This window comes from Streptomyces sedi (genome assembly GCF_006335015.1).
Lineage (GTDB): Bacteria > Actinomycetota > Actinomycetes > Streptomycetales > Streptomycetaceae > Streptomyces > Streptomyces sedi.
Map to the genome: position 1 here is coordinate 41,585 of NZ_VDGT01000022.1, position 22,488 is coordinate 64,072.

The following is a 22,488-nucleotide window of genomic DNA, read 5'->3' on the forward strand; positions in this document are numbered from 1 at the left end:
TCACCGGCCGGCGCCGGCGGTGGCGCCGTCCTCCGGTCCGCAGTCGTGGTCCTGCCCGGTCTCCGGGGGGCCGTCAGGCCGGGACTCCTGGCAGGCGGCGACGAAGGAGGCGATGCCGTCGAGTACCCGTTCCAGTCCGAAGTCGAGCATCGACTGCTGCGACATCGAGAACGCCTCACCGCTCAGCCTCATCAGGTGAGGGAACGAGTACTCCCTCATCGCCTCCTCGATCGCGGGGCCCTGCGCCGCCCAGAACTCCTCGTCCGAGATCCCGGTCTCCTCGTGGGCCTGCCGCAGCAGCGCGTAGTGGCGGGCGGTGCCGGTGACATAGGAGTCGAGGGTGACGATGACCTGGATCTTCTCCGGGTCCGTGAGGCTGAGGCCGTCCAGCGTCGCGAGGCTGTACTCCAGGCCGAGCATGGAGTTGGGGCCCAGCACCGGCCGCGACTGGTTGACCTGGAGCAGCCAGGGGTGGTCCACATAGAGCTGGTAGGTCTCGCGCCCGGTCCGCTCCAGGCGGGTGAGCCAGCTCTCGCCGGCGATCTCCGCCTCGTCCGGTTCGTTCGGCGCCGAGACGTGGTCGAGCATCAGGTACAGCAGCTCGGTCTTGGCCGGCACATAGCGGTACAGCGACATCGTGCCCACGCCCAGCTCCGCGGCGACCCTGCGCATCGAGAGCGCGGCGAGCCCCTCGCGGTCGGCCAGCCGGACGGCGGCGGAGACGATCGCGTCCAGCGACAACCCGGGCTTCGGTCCGCGACTGCGCTGGCCACGCCCTCGCCACAGCAGCTCAAGGCTGCGGCTGATGGCGGCATGGCTCTGCTCGATCTCCGATGTCATCGCGCACCATCCTAAAACCGCTCGACGAACCGAGTACAACGTACGCTACATTGGGTACGTCGTACTCAGTACGGCGTACCCAGTTATGTCGCTCGAATGCGAAGTCGGTCGCCGGCGTCCCGGAACGGACGCGCGGCGGGAGGGGAGAAAGGCATGGGGTCGTCCGACTACTCGGTCGTGGCGGAGGGGCTGCGCAAGCGCTACGGGGACAAGGTCGCCCTCGACGGGCTCGACCTGGCCGTCCGCCGCGGGACGGTGCTGGGTCTGCTCGGGCCCAACGGCGCCGGCAAGACCACCTCGGTGCGGATCCTGTCGACGCTGCTGCGCGCCGACGGGGGCCGCGCGGAGGTGGCGGGCGTCGACGTGCGGGCCGAGCCCGCGCGGGTGCGCCGGCGGATCGGTCTGACCGGCCAGAACGCCGCGGTGGACGAGATCCTCAGCGCCCGGCAGAACCTCAGGATGTTCGGCCGCCTCTACCACCTCGACCACGCCACCGCGTGGCGGCGGGCGGAGGAGCTGCTGGCGCAGTTCAGCCTGACGGAGGCGGCCGACAAGCAGGTCAAGGGGTTCAGCGGCGGGATGCGCCGCCGGCTGGACCTGGCGGCCAGCATGATCCTGGCCCCCCAGGTGCTCTTCCTCGACGAGCCGACCACCGGGCTGGACCCGCGCGGGCGCAGCGAGGTGTGGGACGCCGTGCGTTCCCTGGCCGCCGGCGGGACCACGGTGCTGCTGACCACGCACTACCTGGACGAGGCCGACAAGCTGTCGGACCGGATCGCGGTCATCGACCAGGGCCGCAACATCACCGAGGACACCCCCGCCGGCCTCAAGCGCGCCGTCGGCGGCGACCGGCTTGAGGTGGTGCTGACCGACCCCGCCGACCTGGAGCGGACGGTCAAGACCATGGCCAGGGTGACCAGGGGCGTCGGCCCCGAGCAGGACGAGGAGGCCCTGCGGGTGCACACCCCGGTGGCCGACGGCGTGGCCGCGCTGACCGCCGTGGCGCGCGAGCTGGAGGAACGCGGCGTCTCCGTCGAGGACATCGGGCTGCGCCGCCCCACGCTGGACGAGGTGTTCCTCCGCCTGACCGGCGGCGACGCCTCCGAGGCGCCCGGCCGGCAGACGAGCGACCCGACAGAGCGGCGGCCGGCCGACGCCCCGTCCGCCGCGGAGCCGAGTGAGGAGACCCACGCATGAGCGACAGCACGGCGCCCGAGCGGCCAGGCCCGCCGCTCGCCCTCGACGACACCGGGGCGGAACGGAAGCTCTACTGGGCCGTCACCGACTGCCTGACCATCGTCCGACGCGAGTTGACCCACCTCGCCAAGCAACCGTCCATGGTCGCCTGGCAGTTGGGCTTCCCGATCGTCTCCGTGCTGCTCTTCGTCTATGTCTTCGGCAGCGCCATGGACGTCGGCGAGGGCGCGGACTACAAGTCGTTCGCGATGCCCGGACTCTTCGCGATGACCATGGCGTTCGGGTTCATGAACACCGCGATGGCCGTCGTGATCGAGAAGGAGCGGGGAATCACCGACCGGTTCCGTTCCATGCCCATGGCGCCCTCGGCCGTGGTCACCGGGCGCGGGGTCTCCGACGTCGTGCAGGCGTCGTTCGACCTGCTGGTGATGGCCGTCATCGCGCTGGTCATCGGCTGGCGCTCCGACGGTGGCCTGTGGGCGACGCTGGGCGCGTTCGGGCTGTTGCTGCTGCTGCGCTTCGCGCTGATCTGGATCGGCGTCTTCCTCGGCCTGATCACCCCGAACCAGGAGGCGGCGGGCAACCTCTTCGCCGTGGCCTTCCCCTTCGGGATGATCTCCAGCGTCTTCACCCCGCCCTCGATGATGCCGGACTGGCTGGGCGCCATCGCCATGTGGAACCCGGTCTCCTCGACGGCCAACGCGATCCGCGACCTCTTCGGCAACCCGATGCCCGCCGGCGACAGCTGGATCGAGCAGAACGCGCTGCTGATGTCGATCGTCTGGCCGCTGGTCATCACGGCGGTCTTCGTCCCCCTCGCCGTCCGGCGCTACCAGGCGCTGGGTCGTTAAACTGAGGGGAGGAGGTGGCTGGCCATGACATCCGGAACCCTGCGTGGCGCCCAGATGCCGGTCGAGGACTTCGAGGAGCTGGCCCGGTCCGCTCCGGAGACGGTGTCGCTGGAGTTCCTTGACGGGCGTATCGAGGTGAAGAAGTTGCCCGACGGTGATCACGGGGCCATCATCATGTGGATGATCAGGCAGTGCATCCAGGCGCGTCCCGACCTTGACCTGCACCCCGAGCAGGGGTTGGTCGTGGAGAGCTACCGCAAGGGCCGGGCCCGCCCCGACGGGGTGCTGGCGCCCGTGGGGCACTTCGCCGGGCAGGGCGAGTGGGCCGATCCCGAGGGCGTGTCCATGGCGGTCGAGATCACCTCCTACGACCAGGACACCGACCGACGGGACCGGGTCGAGAAGCCGGCGGCCTACGCCGCCGTCGGTGTCCCGGTCTATCTGCTCGTCGACCGGGACGACTCCACGGTCACCGTGCACGCCTCACCGGAGCGGGGTCGTTATCGCGAGACCCACACCTTCGACTTCGGGGAGCGGGTGTCGCTGCCGGAGCCGGTGCGCATCGATCTCGACACCGAGATCCTCAAGCGCTACGTCCGCTGACCGTCGCCGCCATGGCGGAGGCCCGGCACCCCGTGTGGGGCGCCGGGCCTCCGCCGTGGACGGGGGAACGCTCGGGTCAGAGGCGCTCGACCACGTGGTCGACGCAGTGGGTCAGCGCCTCGACGTCGTCCGGGGTGACCGCTGGGTACATCGCGATCCGCAGCTGGTTGCGGCCGAGCTTGCGGTAGGGCTCGGTGTCCACCACGCCGTTCTCGCGCAGCACGGCGGCGATCCTGGCGGCGTCCACGCCGTCGGCGAAGTCGATCGTGCCGACGACCTGCGAACGCGCCGCCGGGTCGGTGACGAACGGCGAGGCGAACTCGGACTTCTCCGCCCAGGAGTACAGCCGCGCCGAGGAGTCGGCGGTGCGGCCCACGGCCCAGTCCAGGCCGCCCTGGCCGTTGATCCACTCCAGCTGGTCGGCCAGCAGGAACAGCGTGGCGACGGCCGGGGTGTTGTACGTCTGGTCCTTGCGGGAGTTGTCGACCGCCGTGGGCAGCGACAGGAACTCCGGGATGTGCCGGCCGGAGGCCGCGACCCGCTCGACCCGCTCCAGCGCGGTCGGCGAGAACGCCGCGATCCACAGGCCGCCGTCGGCGGCGAAGGACTTCTGCGGCGCGAAGTAGTAGACGTCGGTCTCGGTGATGTCCACCGGCAGCCCGCCGGCCCCCGAGGTCGCGTCGACCAGCACCAGCGAGCCCTCGTCCGCGCCCGCCACCCGGTTGATCGGGGCGGCGACGCCGGTGGAGGTCTCGTTCTGGGTGAACGCGTAGGAGTCGACGCCGCGCTCGGCGCGCGGCTGGGCGAAGGTGCCGGGGTCGGCGGTGATCACCGTGGGCTCGTCCAGCCAGGGCGCCTTGCTGGCGGCCTTGGCGAACTTGGCCGAGAACTCGCCGAACGACAGGTGCTGCGACTTGGCCTCGATCAGGCCGTGGGTGGCGATGTCCCAGAACGCGGTGGAGCCGCCGTTGCCGAGCACCACCTCGTAGCCCTCGGGGAGGGACAGCAGCGAGGACACCCCCTCGCGCACCCGGCGCACCAGGCTCTTCACCGGCGCCTTGCGATGGGAGGTGCCGAGCAGGGAGTCGCCGGTCGCCGCCAGGGCGTTCAGCGCCTCGACGCGCACCTTGGAGGGGCCCGATCCGAACCGGCCGTCGGCGGGCTTGATCTCAGCGGGAATCTCGATATCGGCCACGAGCCGGAGCGTAGTCCCTTCCGGGGGCTGTCGGCACCTCGTCCGGGGGGTGAGACGGTGCCCAGCCCCTTGCCGGGGGTTGGGGGAACGACTACGGACCTCGGTGTCCGAGGGAATTGTCGGCGTGCGGCCCGGTGGTGGGTTGCTCGCGCAGTTCCCCGCGCCCCTGGAGGGGGCTGGCGTGGTCGGTCAGGCGTGGGCCCACCGTAGCCGGGGCCGGCCTTGAGGGGCGCGGGGAACTGCGCGGTGCATCCGTGGCGGGCCGCGGTCGACTACTCGTGTGCGTGGCTTGGGTGGGTGGTCGTCCTCGGCCCGGTGGTGGGTTGCTCGCGCAGTTCCCCGCGCCCCTTCACCGGCGGTGGGCGGCTTGGGGGCGCGGGGAACGGCGCGAATGCTGGGTGGCGGGGGAAAGGTGACGACGAGACCGGCACCCGTCCGTAAAAGAGCCTCAGCGACCAAGCGCCCCGTGGAGCAGAACCGGCAGCTCCCGCAGGTCGTTCTGCGTGACGTTCGGCCGGCGCGTCAGCGCCTCGTCGGGGACGGCGGGAGCCAGATCGGGGAAACGTTCGAAGAGCGCCGGCAGCGCGGTCGCCGCCTCAAGGCGGGCCAGCGGGGCGCCGGGACAGACGTGCGGCCCGTGCCCGAAGGAGATGTGCCGTATCGGGGTGGGCCGCGTGATGTCGAACTGGCGGGCGGTCGGGCCGTGTTGCTCCTCGTCCCAGCCGATGGCCACATACGAGGTGATCAGGCCCTCGCCCTTGGGGATCACCGTGTCGCCGACCTCTATGTCCTCGGTGGCGAAGCGGATCAGCACGTGGGAGGTCGGAGAGGAGTAGCGCAGGGTCTCCTCGATCACGTTCTCCCAGGGCACCTCGCCGCCGAGGACCATCGCCTTCTGGTCGGGGTGGGTGAGCAGCCCGCGCACCGCGTTGTTCAGCAGCGCGACGGTGGTCTCGTGGCCGGCCGCGATCGCCAGCTGGAGGGTGTTGGTGATCTCGTCGTCGGTGAGCCGCTCGCCGCCGTCGTCCGCGAGGATCAGCGCGCTGGTCAGGTCGTCGCCCGGGTGGGCGCGCTTGGCCTCGACGGTCTTCTCGAAGAGGACGCGCAGTTCGGCGAGCATCTTCGGGACGCGGGCGGGCGGCGTCTGCGTGTTGAAGAACTCGTTGAAGAGCTTGCGCAGCTCCGGCTCGTCGGCCGGGTCGATGCCCATCAGCTCGCAGACGACCGCCATCGGCAGCGGGTAGGAGAAGTGTGCCTTGAGGTCGACCGGTTCGCCTGCCGGCTGGGCCGCGAGGCCCTCCAGCAGCCGCTCGGTGACGCGTTCGACGCCGGGCCTCAGCAGGTGCACCCGGCGGGGGGTCAGCGCCTGCGCGACCTTGGCGCGCAGGCGACGGTGTTCGGGGCCGTCCACCGTGAGCATGGAACGAGGCGGAGCGGCCAGCCCTATCAGCGGCCACTCCTCGGATATCTCGCCGCGCTGCCAGGCGCCCCAGGCGTTGACGTCCTTCACCAGCCGCGGGTCGTTCAGCAGCCGGCGGGCCTCTTCGTGTCGGGTGACCGCCAACGCGGACACCCCGCCCGGGAGTTCGACGCGCGCTATGGGCCCCGCCGCCAGCAGCGCCTCCCCCTCACCCGCCAGGTCGCGGACCAACGGATCGAGCACGATCGTGTCCGCGCGGGGGGAATCGGCCGCGTGGTGTACGGGACAGGTCATCTCTGGCCTCCTAGTGCCGGTGTCGGCGTGAAGCGCACCGGCAGCACTGTCATGCCCCGCAGCCAGGGTGAGGGCCGCCGGACGAGCGATGCCGGTGGAACGGAAAGATCCATGTCTGGGAGCCGGTCGAGGATCACCTCGATTCCGGTCCTCGCGATGACTTCCGCAATCTCCACCGCCGGAAACGGGCAACGGTGCTCCCCGTGACTGAACGAGAAGAAAGCGTTGTTGCCACCCGTCATCCCGCCGGCCCCGCCGTGCTGGTGGACGCGCACCTGGGGGTCGTCGTTGGCGCCCTGGAAACCGAGCACCATCAGGTCGCCCGCCTTGATGTGACGGTCCGCCAGCCTGGTGTCCCTGCTGGCCCAGCGACCGGCGATGATCTGGCTTGGTGCGTCCTCCCAGAGCACCTCGCGCATCGCCTCGGCGACGCTGTTGCGCCCGCCGAAGAACGAGGCGGCGAACCGGTCGTCGGTGAGCATCAGCCGCAGTGTGTTGCCGATCCAGTCGGCGGTCGGCTGGTGTCCGGAGGTGATGGAGACCATCAGGTCCCAGACGATCTCCTCGTCGGTGAGCCCCCGCGGCGTCGCCAACATGCGGCTGGTCACGTCGGCCCCCGGCCGTTCGCGCCGCGAGGCGACCAGCCGCTCGATGGAGCCCACCATGTACTGCTGCCCGTCGATGGCCTTCTCCGTGCCGTCGACCAGGTCGTGCATCGCCTGGCTGAGCGCCGGGCCGTCCTCCTCGGGGAGGCCCAGGAGCTGGGCCAGCACGAGGACGGGCAGCAACTTGGCGTAGTCCCCGATCAGTTCGGCCTCACCCTGCCCGCAGATCCGGTCCACCAGCGCGTCGGCGTGGCGCTCGACGATGCGGCGCAGCTCGATCTGGTCGACGGCCTCCAGCGCGTCGTTGGTGACCGAGACCCGCCGGGTGTGCGCCTCGCCCGTGGTGTAGAGGATCGACGGCTGCTTGCCGACCATGGGCAGCAGCGGCCAGTCGTCGGGGATGTTCTCCCACTGGTTCCACAGCGCCGAGTCGCGGGTGAACAGCTCGGAGTCGCTGAGGAGTTGGTGTAGCTCCCGGTAGCCGATGACCAGCCAGGCGGGGATGTCGCCGGCCAGCACGATCGGCACGACGGGCCCGTGCTTCTGCCGCATCTCCCGGTACAGCTCGTGGGGGTCGGTGTGAAAGCGCTCGCCGCTGAGCGGCACGGCGTCCGGGGCGAGCCCGGGCGCGCCGGCGGGGGAGGACGAGGGGGACGCGGGGGTGGTCACTGAGCGCTCTCCTGGGCGGTGGACAGGGCGTGCAGGTGCTCGACGAGCGTGATCAGCACGTTCTTGCTGGAGGGGCGGGAGCGGGCGTCGCAGTCGATCATGGGGACGTCCTCGGAGAGGTCCAGCGCGTCCCGCACCTGTTCGGCGCTGTGCTGGGGGCCGCCGAAGTCGTTGCGGGCCACGATGAACGGCGTGCCGTGGTGTTCCAGGCGGTCGATCGCGTACCAGGAGTCGGCCAGCCGCCGGGTGTCCACCAGGACCACGGCGCCCAGCGTTCCGGTGAAGAGCCGGTCCCACAGAAACCAGAAACGTTCCTGTCCGGGGGCGCCGAAGAGGTACAGCACGGTGCGCTCGTTGAGCGTTATCCGGCCGAAGTCGAACGCCACCGTGGTGGAGGTCTTCCCCTGGATGGCGGATACGTCGTCGACCTGCTCGCCGGCCCGCGTCATCACCTCCTCGGTGTTGAGCGGACGGATGTCGCTCACGGAACGCACCATGGTGGTCTTGCCCACGCCGAAGCCGCCGACGACCACGATCTTCAGACCGTTGTCGGCTGACCTGCCGAGTGGGGTGCGGTGGGCCGGGCGGTCAGAGGTTGCGGAGTCCAACGAGCACCTGCTCAAGGAGATTCGAGTCGGGTAGGTGTGCGGCCGAACCGGCCGTCTGGGGATGCCGGGCCGTGATCAGGCCCGAGTCGAGCAGGTCGCTGAGGAGGATGCGGACGACGGTGACCGGGAGCTTCAGCTCGGCCGAGACCTCCACCACCGCCGTCGGGTACTGGCACATCCGCAGGATGCGGCTGTGCTCCGACTGCATCCCCGGCGTCGCGTCCGACTCGCTCACCACGAGGGTGACCAGGTCGAACGCGTCCGACGAAGCCCGGCTGCGACCCCGGGTCACGGTGTACAGGCGGTCGGGGTCCTCGTCGCGCCCCGGGCGGGTCACGGGGTCCCGCCTCCGCCGCCCTGCTCGCGTGGCGCGGCGCTGAGGTACTCGCCGAGCTGCTCGACCAGCTCGTTCATGTTGTGGCCGATGACGCCGACGTCGGCGTGCTGGTCGGCGACGATCGCCAGGTGGGCGCCGTCGCCGGCCTCGACGATGAAGAGGATGCCGCCGTAGAACTCGGTCATCGACTGCCGCACGCCGCCCGAGCCGTCGCCGAACTCGATGGACGCGCCGTGCGAGAGGCTCTGGATGCCGGCGGCGATCGCCGCGAGCTGGTCGGCCTGGTCCTCGGAGAGCTCGGGCGTCCGGCAGAGCTTCAGCCCGTCGCGGGAGAGCACCAGCGCGTGCCGGGCGCCCGGGGTGCGGTCAAGCAGCCGCTCCAGCAGCCAGTTGAGCCGCTCGTCCGCCGTCGCTGTCGGGGAGGGATGCCGGGTCCCGGCGGATGATGTGGTCATGGGGTGTGTTCCTCCGGGTGGGACTTTTCTCGGGGGGAGAGTTCGGTCTGGTCGCCGGTGGCGCGGTCCCGTCCCTGGAGGGCCTGACGGAACGCGCCGAACCTGGCGGCGGACTCGGCCGGCGAGTGCGCGGGGGCGGGGGCGGCGCGGTCCTGGCGGGCGCGTTCCTGCCGGTTGGCGTTGGCCAGGGTGCGGCCCCTGCGGCGCTTGGGCAGGCCGCTCTCGCCGAACTGCGGCAGCTCGTCGGTGCCGGTCGGGTCCGCGGGGGAGTGCTCGCGCGTGGCCGGCGGGCGGTCGTCGGCGGCCGGTGCCGCGGGCGGGGCGGGGCGCTCGACCTCGGGCGCCGGGGTCGGCGCGGGGAGGGGCGCGGCGGCCGGGGCGGTCTTCGCGGGGGCGGCGCGGCTCGGCGACTCCTCGGGGGAGCGGGGGCGGGTGATCAGCTCCTGGGGGATCACCATCAGCACGCCGGTGCCGCCCCTGGCGGACGGGCGGAAGGAGATCCGCAGCCCGTGCTTGCGGGCGAGCCGGCCGACGACGGCCAGGCCGAGCCGGGTGCCGGAGAGCGTGCTGAGGTCCAGCTCCTTGGCGGAGACGGCGCGTTCGGCGCGGCGCAGCGCCACGTCGCTCATCACGAGGCCGCTGTCCTCGACGGTGATGACGACGCCGGTCTGCACCTCCTCGACGTAGACGTGCACCTCGGCCGTCGGCGGGGAGAAGTTGGCCGCGTTGTCCAGCAGCTCGGCGAGCGCGTGCATCACGCCCTCGGCGGCGTGGCCGGCGACGGCGACGTTGACCGTGGAGTGGGAACGCACCCGCTGGTAGCCGCCGATGCGGCCCATGGCGCCGCGGATGATGGACTCCATCACGATGGGCTTGGACCAGCGTCGGCCGGAGCGGGCGCCGGTGATCACCGCGATGCTGTCGGCGAGGCGGCCGGCCTGCGCGGTGCGGTGGTCGAGCAGCAGCAGGTCGCCGAGGACGTCCTCGTCGCCGTGCCGGTGCTCCATGTCCCGCAGCTCGGCCAACATGCCGATGGTCAGTGCCTGGAGCCGGGCGGCTGCGCCGGCGCCGGCGGCCAGGGCGGCGGCCTTGCCCGCCTCGGCCCTGCCGACCTCCTCGGCGAGGGTGCGCAGCACCTTGGCCTCGGCGTTGTTGTCCGGGCGTGCGGCGCCCAGCGCCGTGTCGGTCGACGCGCCGCCGCGCAGGCGGCCCACGAGCGCGGGCACCTCCTGGTCGGCGAAGTCGTCGAGGCGGTGCCGCCGTTCGGCCAGCTCGGCGGTGAGGCGTCGGGTTTCGGCCCGGCCGTGCACGGCCCAGGGCACCGCGACGCAGAGCGCGAGCGCGGCGGCTCCGGCGCCCCACGCGAGGGGGGTCCGCACGGAGTCGTCGGCGAGCGAGACGGCGACGGTCCAGGTGAGACCCGTGACCATCAGGGTGATCAGCAGGGCGAGCACCATCTGACGCTTCGCCGGGCGCTGCGGCCTCGGGCGTTCCGGCCGGGTGTGCGCTGTCATGAAACGGGACCTCGGGGGGACGTCAGGGGGCGTTAATTGGCCAACACTATAGGGTGAGTTGAGACCCTCCACGGTCTCATGCTTTTCGGAATTGCGGGTGTTTTCCGCGCGCTCCGACGCCCCGACCTCGCGAAAAGGGTGCAGGCTGGGAGTTATGGAACGGCTGAGGCGAACGACGGTCGATCAGAGAAACGGGAAGTATCCGGCGCAGGGGGCGGATGACGCCGGAGCGCGGGAGTTGGCCGCCGCGCTTCGCGCCCGGGTGCGCGGCGAGGTCGAATTCGACGCGGCCGGCCGGGCGCTGACGACGATGGACGCGTCCAACTACCGCCGGGTGCCGCTCGGCGTGGTGGCGCCGAGGGACGCCGAGGACGTGGCCGTCGCCCTCGCGGTGGCCGCCGAGCGCGGGGTGCCGGTGGTGGCCAGGGGCGGCGGCACCAGCATCGCGGGGCAGGCCACGGGGCTCGGCCTGGTGCTGGACTTCACCCGCCACATGAACCGCGTGCTGTCCGTCGACCCGGAGGCGCGGACGGCCGTGGTGCAGCCGGGGGTGATCTGTGACGCGCTGCGTTCCGAGGCGTCCGTGCACGGTCTGACGTTCGGTCCCGATCCGTCCACGCACAGCCGTTGCACGCTGGGCGGGATGATCGGCAACAACTCCTGCGGCTCGCACTCGGTCGCGTGGGGCACGACGGCGGACAACACGCGGCGGGTCACGGCGCTGACCTACCGGGGCGAGGAGGCGGTGCTCGGGCGGGGCGGCGAGGGCGTTCCCGAGCGGCTGCGGGCCGGCGTCGAGTCGCTGGTCGCGGGCGAACTGGCCAGGCTGCGCACGGGCTTCCCCGACCTGCCGCGGCGGATCTCGGGGTACGCGCTGGACGAGTTGCTGCCGGAGCGCGGGCGGGACTGGGCGCGGGCGTTCACCGGCTCGGAGGGCACCCTGGGGGTGCTCACCGAGGCGGAGGTGGCGCTGGTCGCGCCGCCGGCGGCGCGGGCGCTGGCGGTGCTGGGCTATCCGCAGGAGAGCGCGGCGGCCGAGGCGGCGGCCGGGCTGCTGGCGCACGGGCCGCTGACCGTGGAGGGGATGGCGGCCGACCTGGTGGGCGACGCGGCGGCTGCCTCGCTGCCGCGCGGCGGCGCGTGGCTGTTCGTCGAGGTCGGCGGCGCCGACCCGGGCGAGGCGCGGGCCGCCGCCGAGGCGGTGTGCCGGGCGTCGGCGGAGGAGTCCACGGGCAGCGCGGTGCTCACCGAACCGGCGGAGCAGCGCGCGCTGTGGCGGATCAGGGAGGACGCCTCGGGCACCGCGACCCGGCTGCCGGACGGCGGCGAGGCGTGGCCCGGTTGGGAGGACTGCGCGGTGCCGCCGGCCCGACTGGGCGCCTATCTGCGGGAGTTCCGGGGGCTGCTGCGCGACCACGGGCTGCGCGGGCTGCCGTACGGGCACTTCGGCGACGGCTGCATCCATGTCCGGATCGACTTCGACCTGCTGAGCGAGCCGGGGGTGGCGCGGTTCCGGGAGTTCGGCGTGGAGCTGGCGGACCTGGTGGTGGCGCACGGCGGCTCGCTCTCCGGGGAGCACGGCGACGGGCTGGCGCGCTCGGAGCTGCTGGGCCGGATGTACGGGCCCGAACTGGTCGGCGTCTTCGACCGGTTCAAGGACCTGTGGGACCCGGACGGCGGGCTGAACCCCGGGGTGGTCTCCCGGCCCGCGCCGCTGGACGCCGACCTGCGGTTTCTCGGGATGCCGAGCCGGCCGCCGGTCGCGTTCTCCTACCCCGGGGACGGCGGCGACTTCTCGGCGGCGGTGCGGCGCTGCGTCGGGGTCGCCAAGTGCCGTGAGCCGGGGCCGGGTTCCGGGGTGATGTGCCCCTCGTTCCGGGCGACGGGCCGGGAGGAGCACTCGACCAGGGGCCGCGCCAGGCTGCTGCACGAGATGCTGCTGGGCGAGGTGGTCACGGACGGGTGGCGCTCGACGGAGGTGCGGGACGCGCTGGACCTGTGTCTGTCCTGCAAGGGGTGCCGCAGCGACTGCCCGGTGGGCGTCGACATGGCCACCTACAAGGCCGAGTTCCTGAACCATCACTATGCGGGGAGGCCGCGCCCCGCGGCGCACTACGCCATGGGGCGGCTGCCGACCTGGCTGCGGCTGACGGCGGCGCTGCGGCTGGCGGGTCCCGCCAACGTGGCGGGCCGGATCGGGCCGTTGGCGGCGGTGGCCAAGCGGCTGGGCGGGATCGCGCCGGAGCGGGCCATCCCGCCGCTGGCGCGGGAGCCGTTCACCCGCTGGTGGGCGCGGCAGGGGCGGGCGCCGGGGGGCGACGTGGTGCTCTTCCCCGACAGCTTCACCAACTACCTGTCGCCGGAGGCGGGTCGGGCGGCGGTCCGGGTCCTCGACGACGCGGGGCTGGGGACGCGGCTGCCGGCGGGAGCGGTCTGCTGCGGGCTGACGGAGGTCTCCACCGGCCAGCTGGACCGGGCGCGCGCGGCGGGGCGGCGGACCCTGGACCGGCTGGAGGGCGACATCGAGGCGGGGCGGACGGTGACGGTGCTGGAGCCGCCGTGCGCCGCCGCGCTCCGCACCGACCTGCCCGAGCTGCTGCCGGACGACCCGCGCGCCGCCCGACTGGCCGCCTCGGTGCGGACGTTCGCCGAGACGCTGACGGAGCTGGCGCCCGACTGGAGGCCGCCGGTGATCGGCCGGCCGGTGGCCGGGCAGACCCACTGCCACCAGCACGCGGTGCTGGGCGACGCGGCGGACCGGGCGCTGCGCGCGGCGGCGGGGCTGAGCGGCGGGCTCTCCTCGGGGTGCTGCGGTCTCGCGGGGAACTTCGGCTTCGAGAAGGGGCACTACGAGGTGTCCGTGGCGTGCGCGGAGGACCAGTTGCTGCCCTCGGTGCGCACGGCGCCAGCGGACGCGGTGCTGGTCGCCGACGGCTACTCCTGCCGGCTGCAACTCGACCAGTTGGCCGGGGTCGGCGCGCGGCACTTCGCCGAGGTGTTGGCGGAACACCTGGAACGGTAGGAACGCGGAGGGGCGTTCGGTATCCCGTTCGGCGTTCGGCTGTGGGCGTTCAGCGGGTTTTCTTGAATTATGAATTTCTTTCTTCGGGGTGGTGGCCGGGTCGGCCGCCGCCCCGAAGGCGGTAGCGCCATATCGGTGCGTGACGGCTGCCTTTTGTCCTCGTCTTTCCGGCGCGTTTCGGGGCCTTCGCGCGGCTTGGCCGGCGCGCCGTCCTGGCCGTCGCCGCGCGTCGCGACGGCACGGCCGAAACCGCGCGCCGCGGCCCGTCCCCCCGGAGTCGCCCTCAACCTCCCCCGGGGCCGCGCCCGTTCACCCCGCTGAACAAGCGTCGCCCCCGCCAGGTCCGCCGTCGGGCCTGTGCGGACCCTTGACGCCCCTCGGGGGCACTTCTACAGTTGCCGCGTCTGTTCACCAGAATGGCCCATATTCAAATATGTGAATGGTCGGCTATGCGCATACGCGAGATCCACCTGACCCCCGTCGCCTTCCGCGACCCGCCCCTGCTCAACGCCAGCGGCGTCCACGAGCCCTGGGCGCTGCGCACCATCGTCGAGGTGATCACCGACGACGGCCTGAGCGGACTCGGCGAGACCTACGGCGACCGCTCCCACCTGGAGCGACTGCGCGCGGCTGCCCCCGCGTTGATCGGCGTCGAGGTGCACGCGCACCACGCGCAGTACGCCGCCGTCGCCGCGACCGTCGGCGGCGACGTCTTCGTCGACCAGCACGGGCTGACCGGCGCCGGCAGCAACCAGAAGACGGTGGACGCCGTCTTCTCCCCCTTCGAGGTCGCCTGCCTCGACATCAGGGGCAAGGCCGCGGGGCTGCGCGTCGCCGACCTCCTCGGCGGGCCCGTGCGGGAGGCCGTCCCCTACAGCGCCTACCTCTTCTACAAGTGGGCCGGCCACCCGGGCGAGGACGAGGACCGGTTCGGCGCCGCGCTCGACCCCGAGGGCATCGCCGCCCAGGCGCGGCTCTTCGTCGAGGAGTACGGCTTCGGCTCGATCAAGCTCAAGGGCGGCGTCCTGCCCCCCGACGAGGAGATCGAGGCCGTCCACGCGCTCCGCGAGGCGTTCCCCGACCTGCCGCTGCGCATCGACCCCAACGCCGCCTGGACGCCCGAGACCTCGATCCGCGTCGGCCGCGCCCTCGACGGCGTGCTGGAGTACCTGGAGGACCCCGCCCCCGAGATCGAGGGCATGGCGAAGGTCGCCCCCGAGGTCCCGATGAAGCTGGCCACCAACATGTGCGTGGTCACCCACGCCCATCTGCCGCCCGCCCTCGCCCAGGGCGCCATCGGGGTGCTGCTCACCGACCACCACTACTGGGGCGGGCTGCTGCGCTCCACCCAGGTCGCCGCGCTCTGCGACACCTTCGGGCTCGAACTCTCCATGCACTCCAACACCCACCTGGGCATCAGCCTCGCCGCCATGACGCACCTGGCCGCGGCCGTGCCCAACCTGAACCACGCGTGCGACACCCACACCCCCTGGCAACAGGGCCAGGACGTGGTGGTCCCCGGTGCGCTGCGGTTCGTCGAGGGCGCGGTGCCGCTCCCCGAGGCACCGGGACTCGGCGTCGCACTCGACCGGGACGCGCTGGGCGCGCTCCACGAGAACTACCTCCGATGTGGCGTCGAACGGCGGGACGACACCGCGTACATGCGGCGGTTCGACCCGACGTTCCAACCGAAGCGCGCGCACTGGTGAGTCGGGCCCGGCCCGGCGCGCTGGCGGCGGGCAGGACCCGCGCACAGCCCCGTTCCCCGCCCCCTCCGTTTAGGAGCCGCGATGTCCGCACTCGACTGGATCGTGGTCGCCGGCTACTTCCTCGTGGTGGTCGCCATCGGCTGGTGGTCCAAGCAACGCATCCACGACGTGGCCGACTTCTTCACCGCCCGCGGCCGAATACCCTGGTGGCTCTCCGGCATCTCGCACCACATGTCGGGCTACAGCGCGGTGATGTTCGTCGCCTTCGCCGCGGTCGCCTACGACGACGGGATCACCGTCTACTTCTGGTGGCCGCTGACCATCGGACTCGGCGTCGGCGTCGGCGCGTTCCTCTTCGCCGCCCGCTGGAACCGGCTGCGCGCCAAACACGACGTCAAGTCGCCACTCGAATACCTGGCCCGCCGCTACAACCTGCCCACCCAGCAGGTCCTCGCCTACAGCGGGGCCGCCCTGAAGGTCGTGGACATCGCCGCCAAGTGGGTCGCGATCTCCGTGCTGTTGAAGGGCTTCGCCGACATCCCCCTGGAGGTCGGCATCATCTTCACCGGGGTCGCGACCATGGCCTACATGACGGTGGGCGGCCTCTGGGCCGACGTGCTCACCGACATGGGGCAGTTCGTGATCCAGGCCGTCGCCGGCTTCGCGATGCTGTTCGCGGTGATGATCGAACTCGGCGCCGACTTCCCGTTCACCATGTGGGGCGACCTGCCCGACGGCCACGGCGACCCGGTCAGCGGCTCCGTGACCACCTGGCTGATCATCGCGTTCCTCTTCGTGAAGACCTTCGAGTACAACGGCGGCATGTGGAACCTGGCGCAGCGCTACATGGCCGCGCCCTCCGGCTCCGCGGCCAAGCGCTCGGCGCTGCTCTCCAGCGCGCTGTGGCTGGTCTGGCCGCTGATCCTCTTCCTGCCGATGGTCGCGGCGCCGCTGATCGTGCCCGGGCTCACCGCCGGCGAGGAGTCCTATGTCGCGCTCGCCAAGGAGCTGCTGCCCGCCGGCCTGATCGGGCTGATGCTGGCCGGCTTCTTCTCCCACACGATGGCGATGGTGGCCTCCGACTCCAACGTGATCACCGCCGTGATCACCCGGGACATCGCGCCCGTGCTGGTCCCGAAGGTCCGCCGCCTCACCGAGCGCGCCCAGCTGACGTTCGCCCGCATCACCACCGTGCTCTTCGTCAGCCTCAGCATGACGATCGCGATCACCACCAGGGGAGAGGGGTTCGTCCTCGACACCGTGGTGCAACTCGTCGCCGCCACCATGGGCCCCATCTCCATCCCGCTGATGCTGGGGCTGCTGCCCTGGTTCCGCAGGATCGGGCCGACGGCGGCGATCGTCTCCTGGGCGGGCGGCCTGCTCGTCTGGTACGTGGTGCGGTACCAGATCGACGGCTCGACCGAGGCCGCGATCGTCGGGCTGCCGCTGCTCACCTCCCTCGTGCTCTACCTGGGCATCGGCTTCCTGAAGCCGGAGAGCACCCCGGAGAGCGAGGAACTGGTGCTGTCCCTCAACTCCGACCCCGGCGAGGACGACACCGACGACGGCCGCCCCGGCCGCGACCAGGTCACCACCGGCTGACGCCCCGTGCCCCGGCCCCCCCAAACACCGCGCGGGGGCCGGGGCCGCTGGCTAGGGTGGCGGCTCATGACCATCGACATCGTCGACTACGACCGGGGGCGGCACTCACCGGGCCGGCCCGGGGGCGATGGTGCCGCGTGCCGTCAGCACGGTGTGGCCGCCGACCGAGACCTCGCTCAGCCGTCCCGCCCGCCACCGGGCCGACGCCTCGATCACGCCGGGGCGGCCCATCGCCACGCCCTGGTCGACCGTGAGCCGCACCTCGCCCTCCGCCGAGGCCGGCGCGTGCCCCGGCCGGGCGACCAGCCCCGCGACCAGCCCGGCCGCCGCCGACCCCGTCGCGGGGTCCTCGGTCCCCAGCGACGGCAGGAGGCACCGGGCGTGCACCCGGCCGCCGTCCGCCAACCCGCCCGCGCACACGTAGAGATCCTCCGTCCAGCCACCGGCGAGGCCGGCCGCCCAGGCCGACGCGTCGAGCCGCGCCCGGTCCACCGCGCCCGCGTCCGTCAGCCGCACATAGTGGAACCCCAGCCCGATCCCGCCGTACCAGTGGTCCACCACCGCGCCCTCCGGCAGCGACAGCGCCGCCGCCACCGCGGCCCTCGACGGCGGCGCCTGCGGCGTCGACCGGTAGGGCGCGTCCAACGTCAGCCGGGCGAACGAGCCGCTCACCTCGACGCCCACCACGCCGACCCCCTCCTCGAACAACAGCCGCCCACCCGTCGCCGCCGGGTCGAGCAACCCCTCCCCGACCAGCACCGCCGCCGCCCCGACCGTCGGGTGACCGGCGAACGGCAGCTCCTCCTCGGGCGTGAGGATGCGCAGCCTGGCGCTGTGCGCGGGGTCCTCGGGCGGCAGCACGAAGACGGTCTCGGAGAAGTCGAACTCCCTTGCCAGCCCCCGGAGCTGCGCGTCGCTCAGGCCCTCCGCGTCGGGCAGCACCGCCAGCTGGTTGCCGCCGAAGGGGCGTTCGGTGAAGACGTCGGCGATCAGGAACGGACGGCCGTCCGGGAGTGGCATCATCCCCCCACCCTAGGAACGGCGCGTGCCGTCCCGCACGGAGAAAACCGGAGGACCCGCGCGGCGGCGATGCCCACGAGGGCAGGGGAGGCCCTTTCTGGCGGAGACCTTAACCACGCGTGTCCGGCCGGCACGAGGCACGGGAACGAATCTCCGCCGGGGGAGCCAGTGTCAGTCCGATGCTGCAAGATATGGGCCGTGTCCCACGCCGAGAACTCCGACCGTCCCCGCCCGTCCCGCCGCCCCCGCCCAGGACGCGGCGCCCGCCCCGCCGCCCGCGGCTCGCTCACCGAGGTCGGCCGCCCCCCTGCCGCGCCCGAGCCCGTTCCGGACCCCGCGGAGATGCGGGTGCGCTACCGGGAGGCCGGGCTCGGCGAGGCGGACCTGGCGGAGGGGCCGCTCGACCAGTTCGGGCGCTGGTTCGACGACGCGGTCGCCGGCGGGCTCGAAGAGCCCAACGCGATGGTGCTGGCCACGGCCGACGCGACGGGGGCGCCCAGCCAGCGCACGGTCCTGCTCAAGGCGTTCGACGAGCGGGGCTTCGTTTTTTTCAGCAACTACGCCTCCCGCAAGGGGCGCGAGATCGAGGCCAACCCGCGGGTCGCGCTGCTCTTCCCCTGGCACCCCCTCGCCCGCCAGGTGATCGTGACCGGCTCGGTGACCCGCACCGGCCGCGACGAGACGGCGGCGTACTTCCGTACCCGCCCGCACGGCTCCCAGCTGGGCGCCTGGGCGAGCGAGCAGTCGGCGCCGGTCGCCTCCCGCGAGGCGCTGGACGGCATGTACGCGGAGCTGGCCGCGCGGTACCCGGAGGGCGAGGACGTGCCGGCCCCGCCCAACTGGGGCGGATACCGGGTCGCCCCCGAGACCGTCGAGTTCTGGCAGGGCCGGGCGAACCGCCTCCACGACCGGCTGCGCTACAGCCGCACGGAGACCGGCTGGTCCGTCGAACGCCTCTGCCCCTGACACCCCCGCCGTCGCGCACGGGGCCCGGGCGGGCCGTCGTGCGCGGGGGCTTCCCCCTCCGCGAACTCGCGCGGACTTCCACAAACGCAGCGATCCGCGAGCCTTTGGTCCCCGGGGCCGCTGGGGCCTCGGGGAGCCGGCCGGACTTACCGGCGGCTCGCGGATCGGGTGACTGCTTGGGATTGGCCGGCGGCGCCGGCTTCGCCACGTGTCGTGTGAACCAGCGACCTAGGCCGCAGTCACCTCACGCGTCCGGTTGTCATACATCTGCCGAACCACCTCCCTTCTCGTGTGCCTCCGACCGTAGGCGAGCCCCCCGGGCTCCGCCAAGCGAATTAACGGGCCGGATCCCGACGCCGGCCTCGACGCGGATCTCGGTGCGGCAACGAGATTGGTGGAAACCCTATGTGACCGACGTCACCGTGGAGTTGAATGGTTCGGTGCGCACGCGACCGGGTGCCCACTCTCCTGTGCTGGGGGTAGAACAGGTGACCGCACACTCCGAAGCAGTCCACTCCGAGACGCCGCACGCGGAACACGCGGAAGGCGACACCTCTCCGTTCCTCGTCTCCGACCGGGGCCTGCTGGCCGCGCTGCTGGACGGGATGGAGGCGGCGTTCTTCGCCGTCGACATGTCCGGCACCGTCACGCACTGGAACCACCGCGCGACCCGCCTGCTCGGCTGGAGCGCCGAGCAGGCGGTGGGCCGCGCCGGTCTCGGCGGCTGGCTGGTGCGCGAGGCGGACGCCGCCGAGGTGCGGCGGCAGCTGCTGGAGGTGGGCCGCGCCGCCGACCCCGAGCGGCCTGGCGGGGGCGTCGGCCGGCGGACCAGGGAGTTTCCCTTTCTGCACGCCGACGGCACCCGTGTGCTGATGCGCGCGACGGTGACGCCGGTCCGCGACGACGAGGGCCGGCCGCTGGGCGTCTACTGCGCCTTCGGCGAGGCCCTCGCCCAACTCGACCTGGAGCGCCATCTCGCGCTGAGTGACGGGATGCTGGGCGACGCCCCGTTCGGAGTGCTGCTCGCCGACCCGGATCTGCGCACCGTCGCGGTCAACGGCCGCGCGGCGCACGCGCTCGGCGTCTCGCCCGTCGACATGCTGGGGGAGCCGCTGGCCGAGTTCGTCGGCGCGGGACTCGACGAGTTGGAGAGCGCCCTCGAACACACACTGGCCGGCCAGCCGCCGAGGGAACCGGTCGAGCTGTGGCTCACCCTGAGTGAGGGGGAGGGCGAGGACGGCGGCCCGCTGGGCGAGGGGCCGCCGGAACGGCGGCGCTGTCTGGTGAGCGGCTTCGTCCAGCTGGGCTCGCCCGTGGTCGGCGACCCCGTGCCGCTGGGAGCCGCGTGGGTCTTCCAGGACGCCACCCACGCCAAGCGGGTCGGCCAGGGCGCGGCGCGCCAGCGGTTCCGTGACAGCCAGCTCAGCCGCGCCTCGCGGGCCGCCGCGGACTGCCCCGACCCGACGGACGCCGCGGTGCTGCACCTGCACTACGCGCTGCCGGGCTTCGCCGAGCACGCGCTGCTCGACACCGCGGGCGAGGCCGGCGGCCTGGTCCGGATCGCGGAGAGCCCGGGGAGCCTCGCCGGCCGCGGCACGGCGTGCGGCCTCGCCGTGCGCTACCGCGCCGGGCATCCCGCGCTCCAGGCCGTCGACTGCGGGGTGCCGGTCCGGGCGACCGGCGGGGTCTCCCGTTCGTCGTGGGCGCGCGACCACCGTTGGCCGGCCGAGGCCGAGCACGCGCTGTGCGTGCCGTTGCGCAGCCGGGGGCGGGTGCTGGGCGCGCTCACCTTCCTGCGCGGTGGCGGGCGCCGTGCCTTCGACCGACTGGATGTCGGCTACGGCGAGGAGGTCGCGCTGCGCGTCGCTGCCTCCCTCGACCTGGCGCGGGCGCTCGGCGCGCGCTGAGCCCGCGCCGGCTCCGTCGCGGCCGGGACTACCTGCGCCAGAGGATCTGGTCGCGGTGCTCGCTGAAGACGCGTTCGTTCCACTCGCCGCCGCCGTCCACGTTGGCCGAGCGCAGCAGTGGCGGCTCGACGCCGCGTTCCGCGAGCCGGCCGGCGGCCTCGGCGAAGACCGCCTGGAGCAGCGCGCAGGTCACCACGGTGGAGGCGGGGGCGAACGGCGCGCCGACGCCCTCGCTGGTGAGCGTCGCGTCGCCGATCGGGATGGCGCTGTCCAGCACCACGTCGCAGTGGTCCTTGAGGAAGGTGCCCGAGGCGTGGCGCGACTCGGTGCCGGTGGCGTAGCCGACGGAGGTGACGCCGATGACACGCAGTCCGCTCTCCCGCGCGTGCTGGGCCAGCTCGATGGGGAGGGTGTTGCGGCCGGAGAGCGAGATGACGATCAGCAGGTCGCCGGGGGCGGCCGGGCTGTTGTCGAGGGTGGCCGGCGCGAGGCCGCTGACCCGCTCCAACGCGCTGCCCAGGGTGGCCGGTGAGACGTCGACCCCGGTGGTGCCGGGAATGGCCAGAAGATTGACCAGGGCGAGCCCGCCTGCCCGGTAGACTAGGTCCTGGGCGGGTAGTGCCGAGTGCCCAGCGCCACTGGCGAACACCTTGCCGCCACCGCTCACCGTGTCGGCGATCAGCGTCGCGGCCTCGGCGATGTGCCCCGCCTCCTGGTCTCTGACCTGGCACAGCAGCTCGATCGCGGCATCGAAGAACTGGTGGGCGAGAGTTTCTTCGCGCATCTACGGGCGTCCCTTGCTGCTGGCCGGTGGCGGCGTTCCGGGTCTTGGTACGGCACACCGTAATGGTCCAGACCAGTTCGGTGTCAATATGCACGCTGGGCCACCTGCGGCCGGTCTCTTGTCAGTGCAGTGCGTCAGAATGGGCGACAGGGCCACCGCACGAATTCGAGGGGCACTTATGTCCGGACTGATCGACACCACCGAGATGTACCTCCGCACCGTTCTGGAGCTGGAGGAAGAGGGCGTGGTCCCGATGCGTGCCCGCATCGCCGAGCGGCTCGAACAGAGCGGCCCGACGGTGAGCCAGACGGTGGCGAGGATGGAGCGGGACGGCCTGCTCACCGTCGCCGGCGACCGGCATCTGGAGCTGACGGAGCAGGGGCGTCGGCTGGCGGAGCGGGTGATGCGCAAGCACAGGCTGGCCGAGTGTCTGCTGGTCGACGTGATCGGCCTGGAGTGGGAGCACGTGCACGCGGAGGCCTGCCGCTGGGAGCACGTGATGAGCGACGCCGTGGAGCGGCGGGTGCTGGAGCTGTTGAACCACCCGACGGAGTCCCCTTACGGGAACCCGATCCCCGGGCTCGCGGAGCTGGGGGAGAAGGGCACGACCGACCCGTTCCTCGCGGAGGGCGTCGTGGCGCTCGCCGACCTGGACGTGGACGGCGGGAAGACGGTGATCGTCCGCAGGATCGGTGAGCCGGTGCAGACGGACGCGCAGGTGATGCACACGCTGCGCCGGGCCGGGGTGCAGCCCGGCTCCTCCGTCAGCGTCACGGCGGCCTCGGGCGGAGCGGTCCAGGTCGGCAGCGGCGGGGAGTCGGCTGAGCTGGAGCAGCAGGTCGCGATGCACGTCTTCGTCGACAAGGGCTGAGCCCCTTCCCGGGGTCCCG

General features: G+C 72.6%; 19 protein-coding genes. 9 read left to right on the forward strand and 10 right to left on the reverse strand.

Annotated features, from left to right (window positions below; genetic code table 11):
* The gene (locus FH715_RS23635; protein ID WP_139648672.1) at positions 1-840 is read right to left on the reverse strand and encodes a TetR/AcrR family transcriptional regulator; all 840 of its coding nucleotides are present in this window, start codon (positions 838-840) and stop codon (positions 1-3) included.
* A 153-nt stretch (positions 841-993) separates the two neighbouring features.
* On the opposite strand from FH715_RS23635, the gene FH715_RS23640 reads away from it, so the two are divergent.
* Genes FH715_RS23640 through FH715_RS23650 form a run of 3 tightly spaced genes read left to right on the forward strand, consistent with a single transcriptional unit; the run spans position 994 to position 3,491 of the window.
* Entirely contained in the window at positions 994-2,037 is a 1,044-nt protein-coding gene (locus FH715_RS23640; protein WP_139648674.1) for an ATP-binding cassette domain-containing protein, read from the forward strand.
* Positions 2,034-2,888, forward strand: coding sequence for an ABC transporter permease (locus FH715_RS23645; RefSeq protein ID WP_139648676.1), 855 nt, complete (start codon positions 2,034-2,036; stop codon positions 2,886-2,888). The genes FH715_RS23640 and FH715_RS23645 overlap by 4 nt, the downstream gene beginning before the upstream one ends.
* A gap of 24 nt (positions 2,889-2,912) precedes the next feature.
* Positions 2,913-3,491 carry a Uma2 family endonuclease gene (locus tag FH715_RS23650; protein ID WP_139648678.1) on the forward strand — a complete coding sequence of 193 codons (579 nt, stop codon included), beginning with the start codon at positions 2,913-2,915 and terminating at the stop codon, positions 3,489-3,491.
* A gap of 76 nt (positions 3,492-3,567) precedes the next feature.
* Here FH715_RS23650 and serC read toward each other — a convergent pair whose 3' ends face one another.
* The 7 genes from serC to FH715_RS23685 all read right to left on the reverse strand — a co-directional run bounded on the left by serC (position 3,568) and on the right by FH715_RS23685 (position 10,588).
* On the reverse strand, positions 3,568-4,686 hold the full coding sequence (gene serC, locus FH715_RS23655; protein ID WP_139648679.1) for a phosphoserine transaminase: 1,119 nt from the start codon (positions 4,684-4,686) through the stop codon (positions 3,568-3,570).
* Between the two features lie 448 nt (positions 4,687-5,134).
* Positions 5,135-6,400 (reverse strand): cytochrome P450 family protein, encoded by a 1,266-nt coding sequence (locus FH715_RS23660; RefSeq protein ID WP_139648681.1) that lies wholly within the window; start codon positions 6,398-6,400, stop codon positions 5,135-5,137.
* On the reverse strand, positions 6,397-7,674 hold the full coding sequence (locus FH715_RS23665) for a cytochrome P450 (RefSeq protein WP_139648683.1): 1,278 nt from the start codon (positions 7,672-7,674) through the stop codon (positions 6,397-6,399). Before FH715_RS23665 ends, FH715_RS23660 begins: the two co-directional genes overlap by 4 nt.
* On the reverse strand, positions 7,671-8,282 hold the full coding sequence (locus tag FH715_RS23670; protein WP_139648685.1) for a GTP-binding protein: 612 nt from the start codon (positions 8,280-8,282) through the stop codon (positions 7,671-7,673). Before FH715_RS23670 ends, FH715_RS23665 begins: the two co-directional genes overlap by 4 nt.
* Positions 8,263-8,619 carry a DUF742 domain-containing protein gene (locus tag FH715_RS23675; RefSeq protein ID WP_139648686.1) on the reverse strand — a complete coding sequence of 119 codons (357 nt, stop codon included), beginning with the start codon at positions 8,617-8,619 and terminating at the stop codon, positions 8,263-8,265. Before FH715_RS23675 ends, FH715_RS23670 begins: the two co-directional genes overlap by 20 nt.
* Positions 8,616-9,074, reverse strand: coding sequence for a roadblock/LC7 domain-containing protein (locus FH715_RS23680; protein ID WP_139648689.1), 459 nt, complete (start codon positions 9,072-9,074; stop codon positions 8,616-8,618). The genes FH715_RS23675 and FH715_RS23680 overlap by 4 nt, the downstream gene beginning before the upstream one ends.
* Positions 9,071-10,588 carry an ATP-binding protein gene (locus FH715_RS23685; protein WP_139648691.1) on the reverse strand — a complete coding sequence of 506 codons (1,518 nt, stop codon included), beginning with the start codon at positions 10,586-10,588 and terminating at the stop codon, positions 9,071-9,073. Before FH715_RS23685 ends, FH715_RS23680 begins: the two co-directional genes overlap by 4 nt.
* A 154-nt stretch (positions 10,589-10,742) precedes the next feature.
* Between FH715_RS23685 and FH715_RS23690 the strand changes: the two genes are divergently transcribed.
* From FH715_RS23690 to FH715_RS23700, 3 genes are all read left to right on the forward strand, one after another.
* On the forward strand, positions 10,743-13,610 hold the full coding sequence (locus FH715_RS23690; protein ID WP_139648693.1) for an FAD-binding and (Fe-S)-binding domain-containing protein: 2,868 nt from the start codon (positions 10,743-10,745) through the stop codon (positions 13,608-13,610).
* Between the two features lie 449 nt (positions 13,611-14,059).
* The gene (locus FH715_RS23695; protein ID WP_139648695.1) at positions 14,060-15,319 is read left to right on the forward strand and encodes a glucarate dehydratase family protein; all 1,260 of its coding nucleotides are present in this window, start codon (positions 14,060-14,062) and stop codon (positions 15,317-15,319) included.
* 81 nt (positions 15,320-15,400) lie between these two features.
* Positions 15,401-16,921, forward strand: coding sequence for a sodium:solute symporter family protein (locus tag FH715_RS23700; protein ID WP_139648697.1), 1,521 nt, complete (start codon positions 15,401-15,403; stop codon positions 16,919-16,921).
* A 105-nt stretch (positions 16,922-17,026) separates the two neighbouring features.
* Here the strand turns inward: FH715_RS23700 and FH715_RS23705 are convergent, their stop codons facing one another.
* Positions 17,027-17,944, reverse strand: coding sequence for a PhzF family phenazine biosynthesis protein (locus FH715_RS23705; RefSeq protein ID WP_139648699.1), 918 nt, complete (start codon positions 17,942-17,944; stop codon positions 17,027-17,029).
* A 339-nt stretch (positions 17,945-18,283) separates the two neighbouring features.
* Here FH715_RS23705 and pdxH point away from each other — a divergent pair, with 339 nt between their 5' ends.
* A complete protein-coding gene (gene pdxH, locus FH715_RS23710; protein ID WP_139648790.1) occupies positions 18,284-18,907 on the forward strand; it encodes a pyridoxamine 5'-phosphate oxidase in 624 nt (207 codons plus the stop codon).
* Positions 18,908-19,395: 488 nt separating this feature from the next.
* Positions 19,396-20,814: a PAS domain-containing protein gene (locus tag FH715_RS23715; protein WP_246108931.1), complete on the forward strand. Its 1,419-nt coding sequence runs from the start codon at positions 19,396-19,398 to the stop codon at positions 20,812-20,814.
* A 28-nt stretch (positions 20,815-20,842) separates the two neighbouring features.
* Here the strand turns inward: FH715_RS23715 and FH715_RS23720 are convergent, their stop codons facing one another.
* Positions 20,843-21,598: an SIS domain-containing protein gene (locus tag FH715_RS23720; RefSeq protein WP_139648701.1), complete on the reverse strand. Its 756-nt coding sequence runs from the start codon at positions 21,596-21,598 to the stop codon at positions 20,843-20,845.
* Positions 21,599-21,776: 178 nt separating this feature from the next.
* Between FH715_RS23720 and FH715_RS23725 the strand changes: the two genes are divergently transcribed.
* Complete coding sequence (locus FH715_RS23725) at positions 21,777-22,469, forward strand: iron-dependent transcriptional repressor DtxR (RefSeq protein WP_139648703.1); 693 nt, start codon at positions 21,777-21,779, stop codon at positions 22,467-22,469.
* The last annotated feature ends 19 nt before the right edge of the window (positions 22,470-22,488 follow it).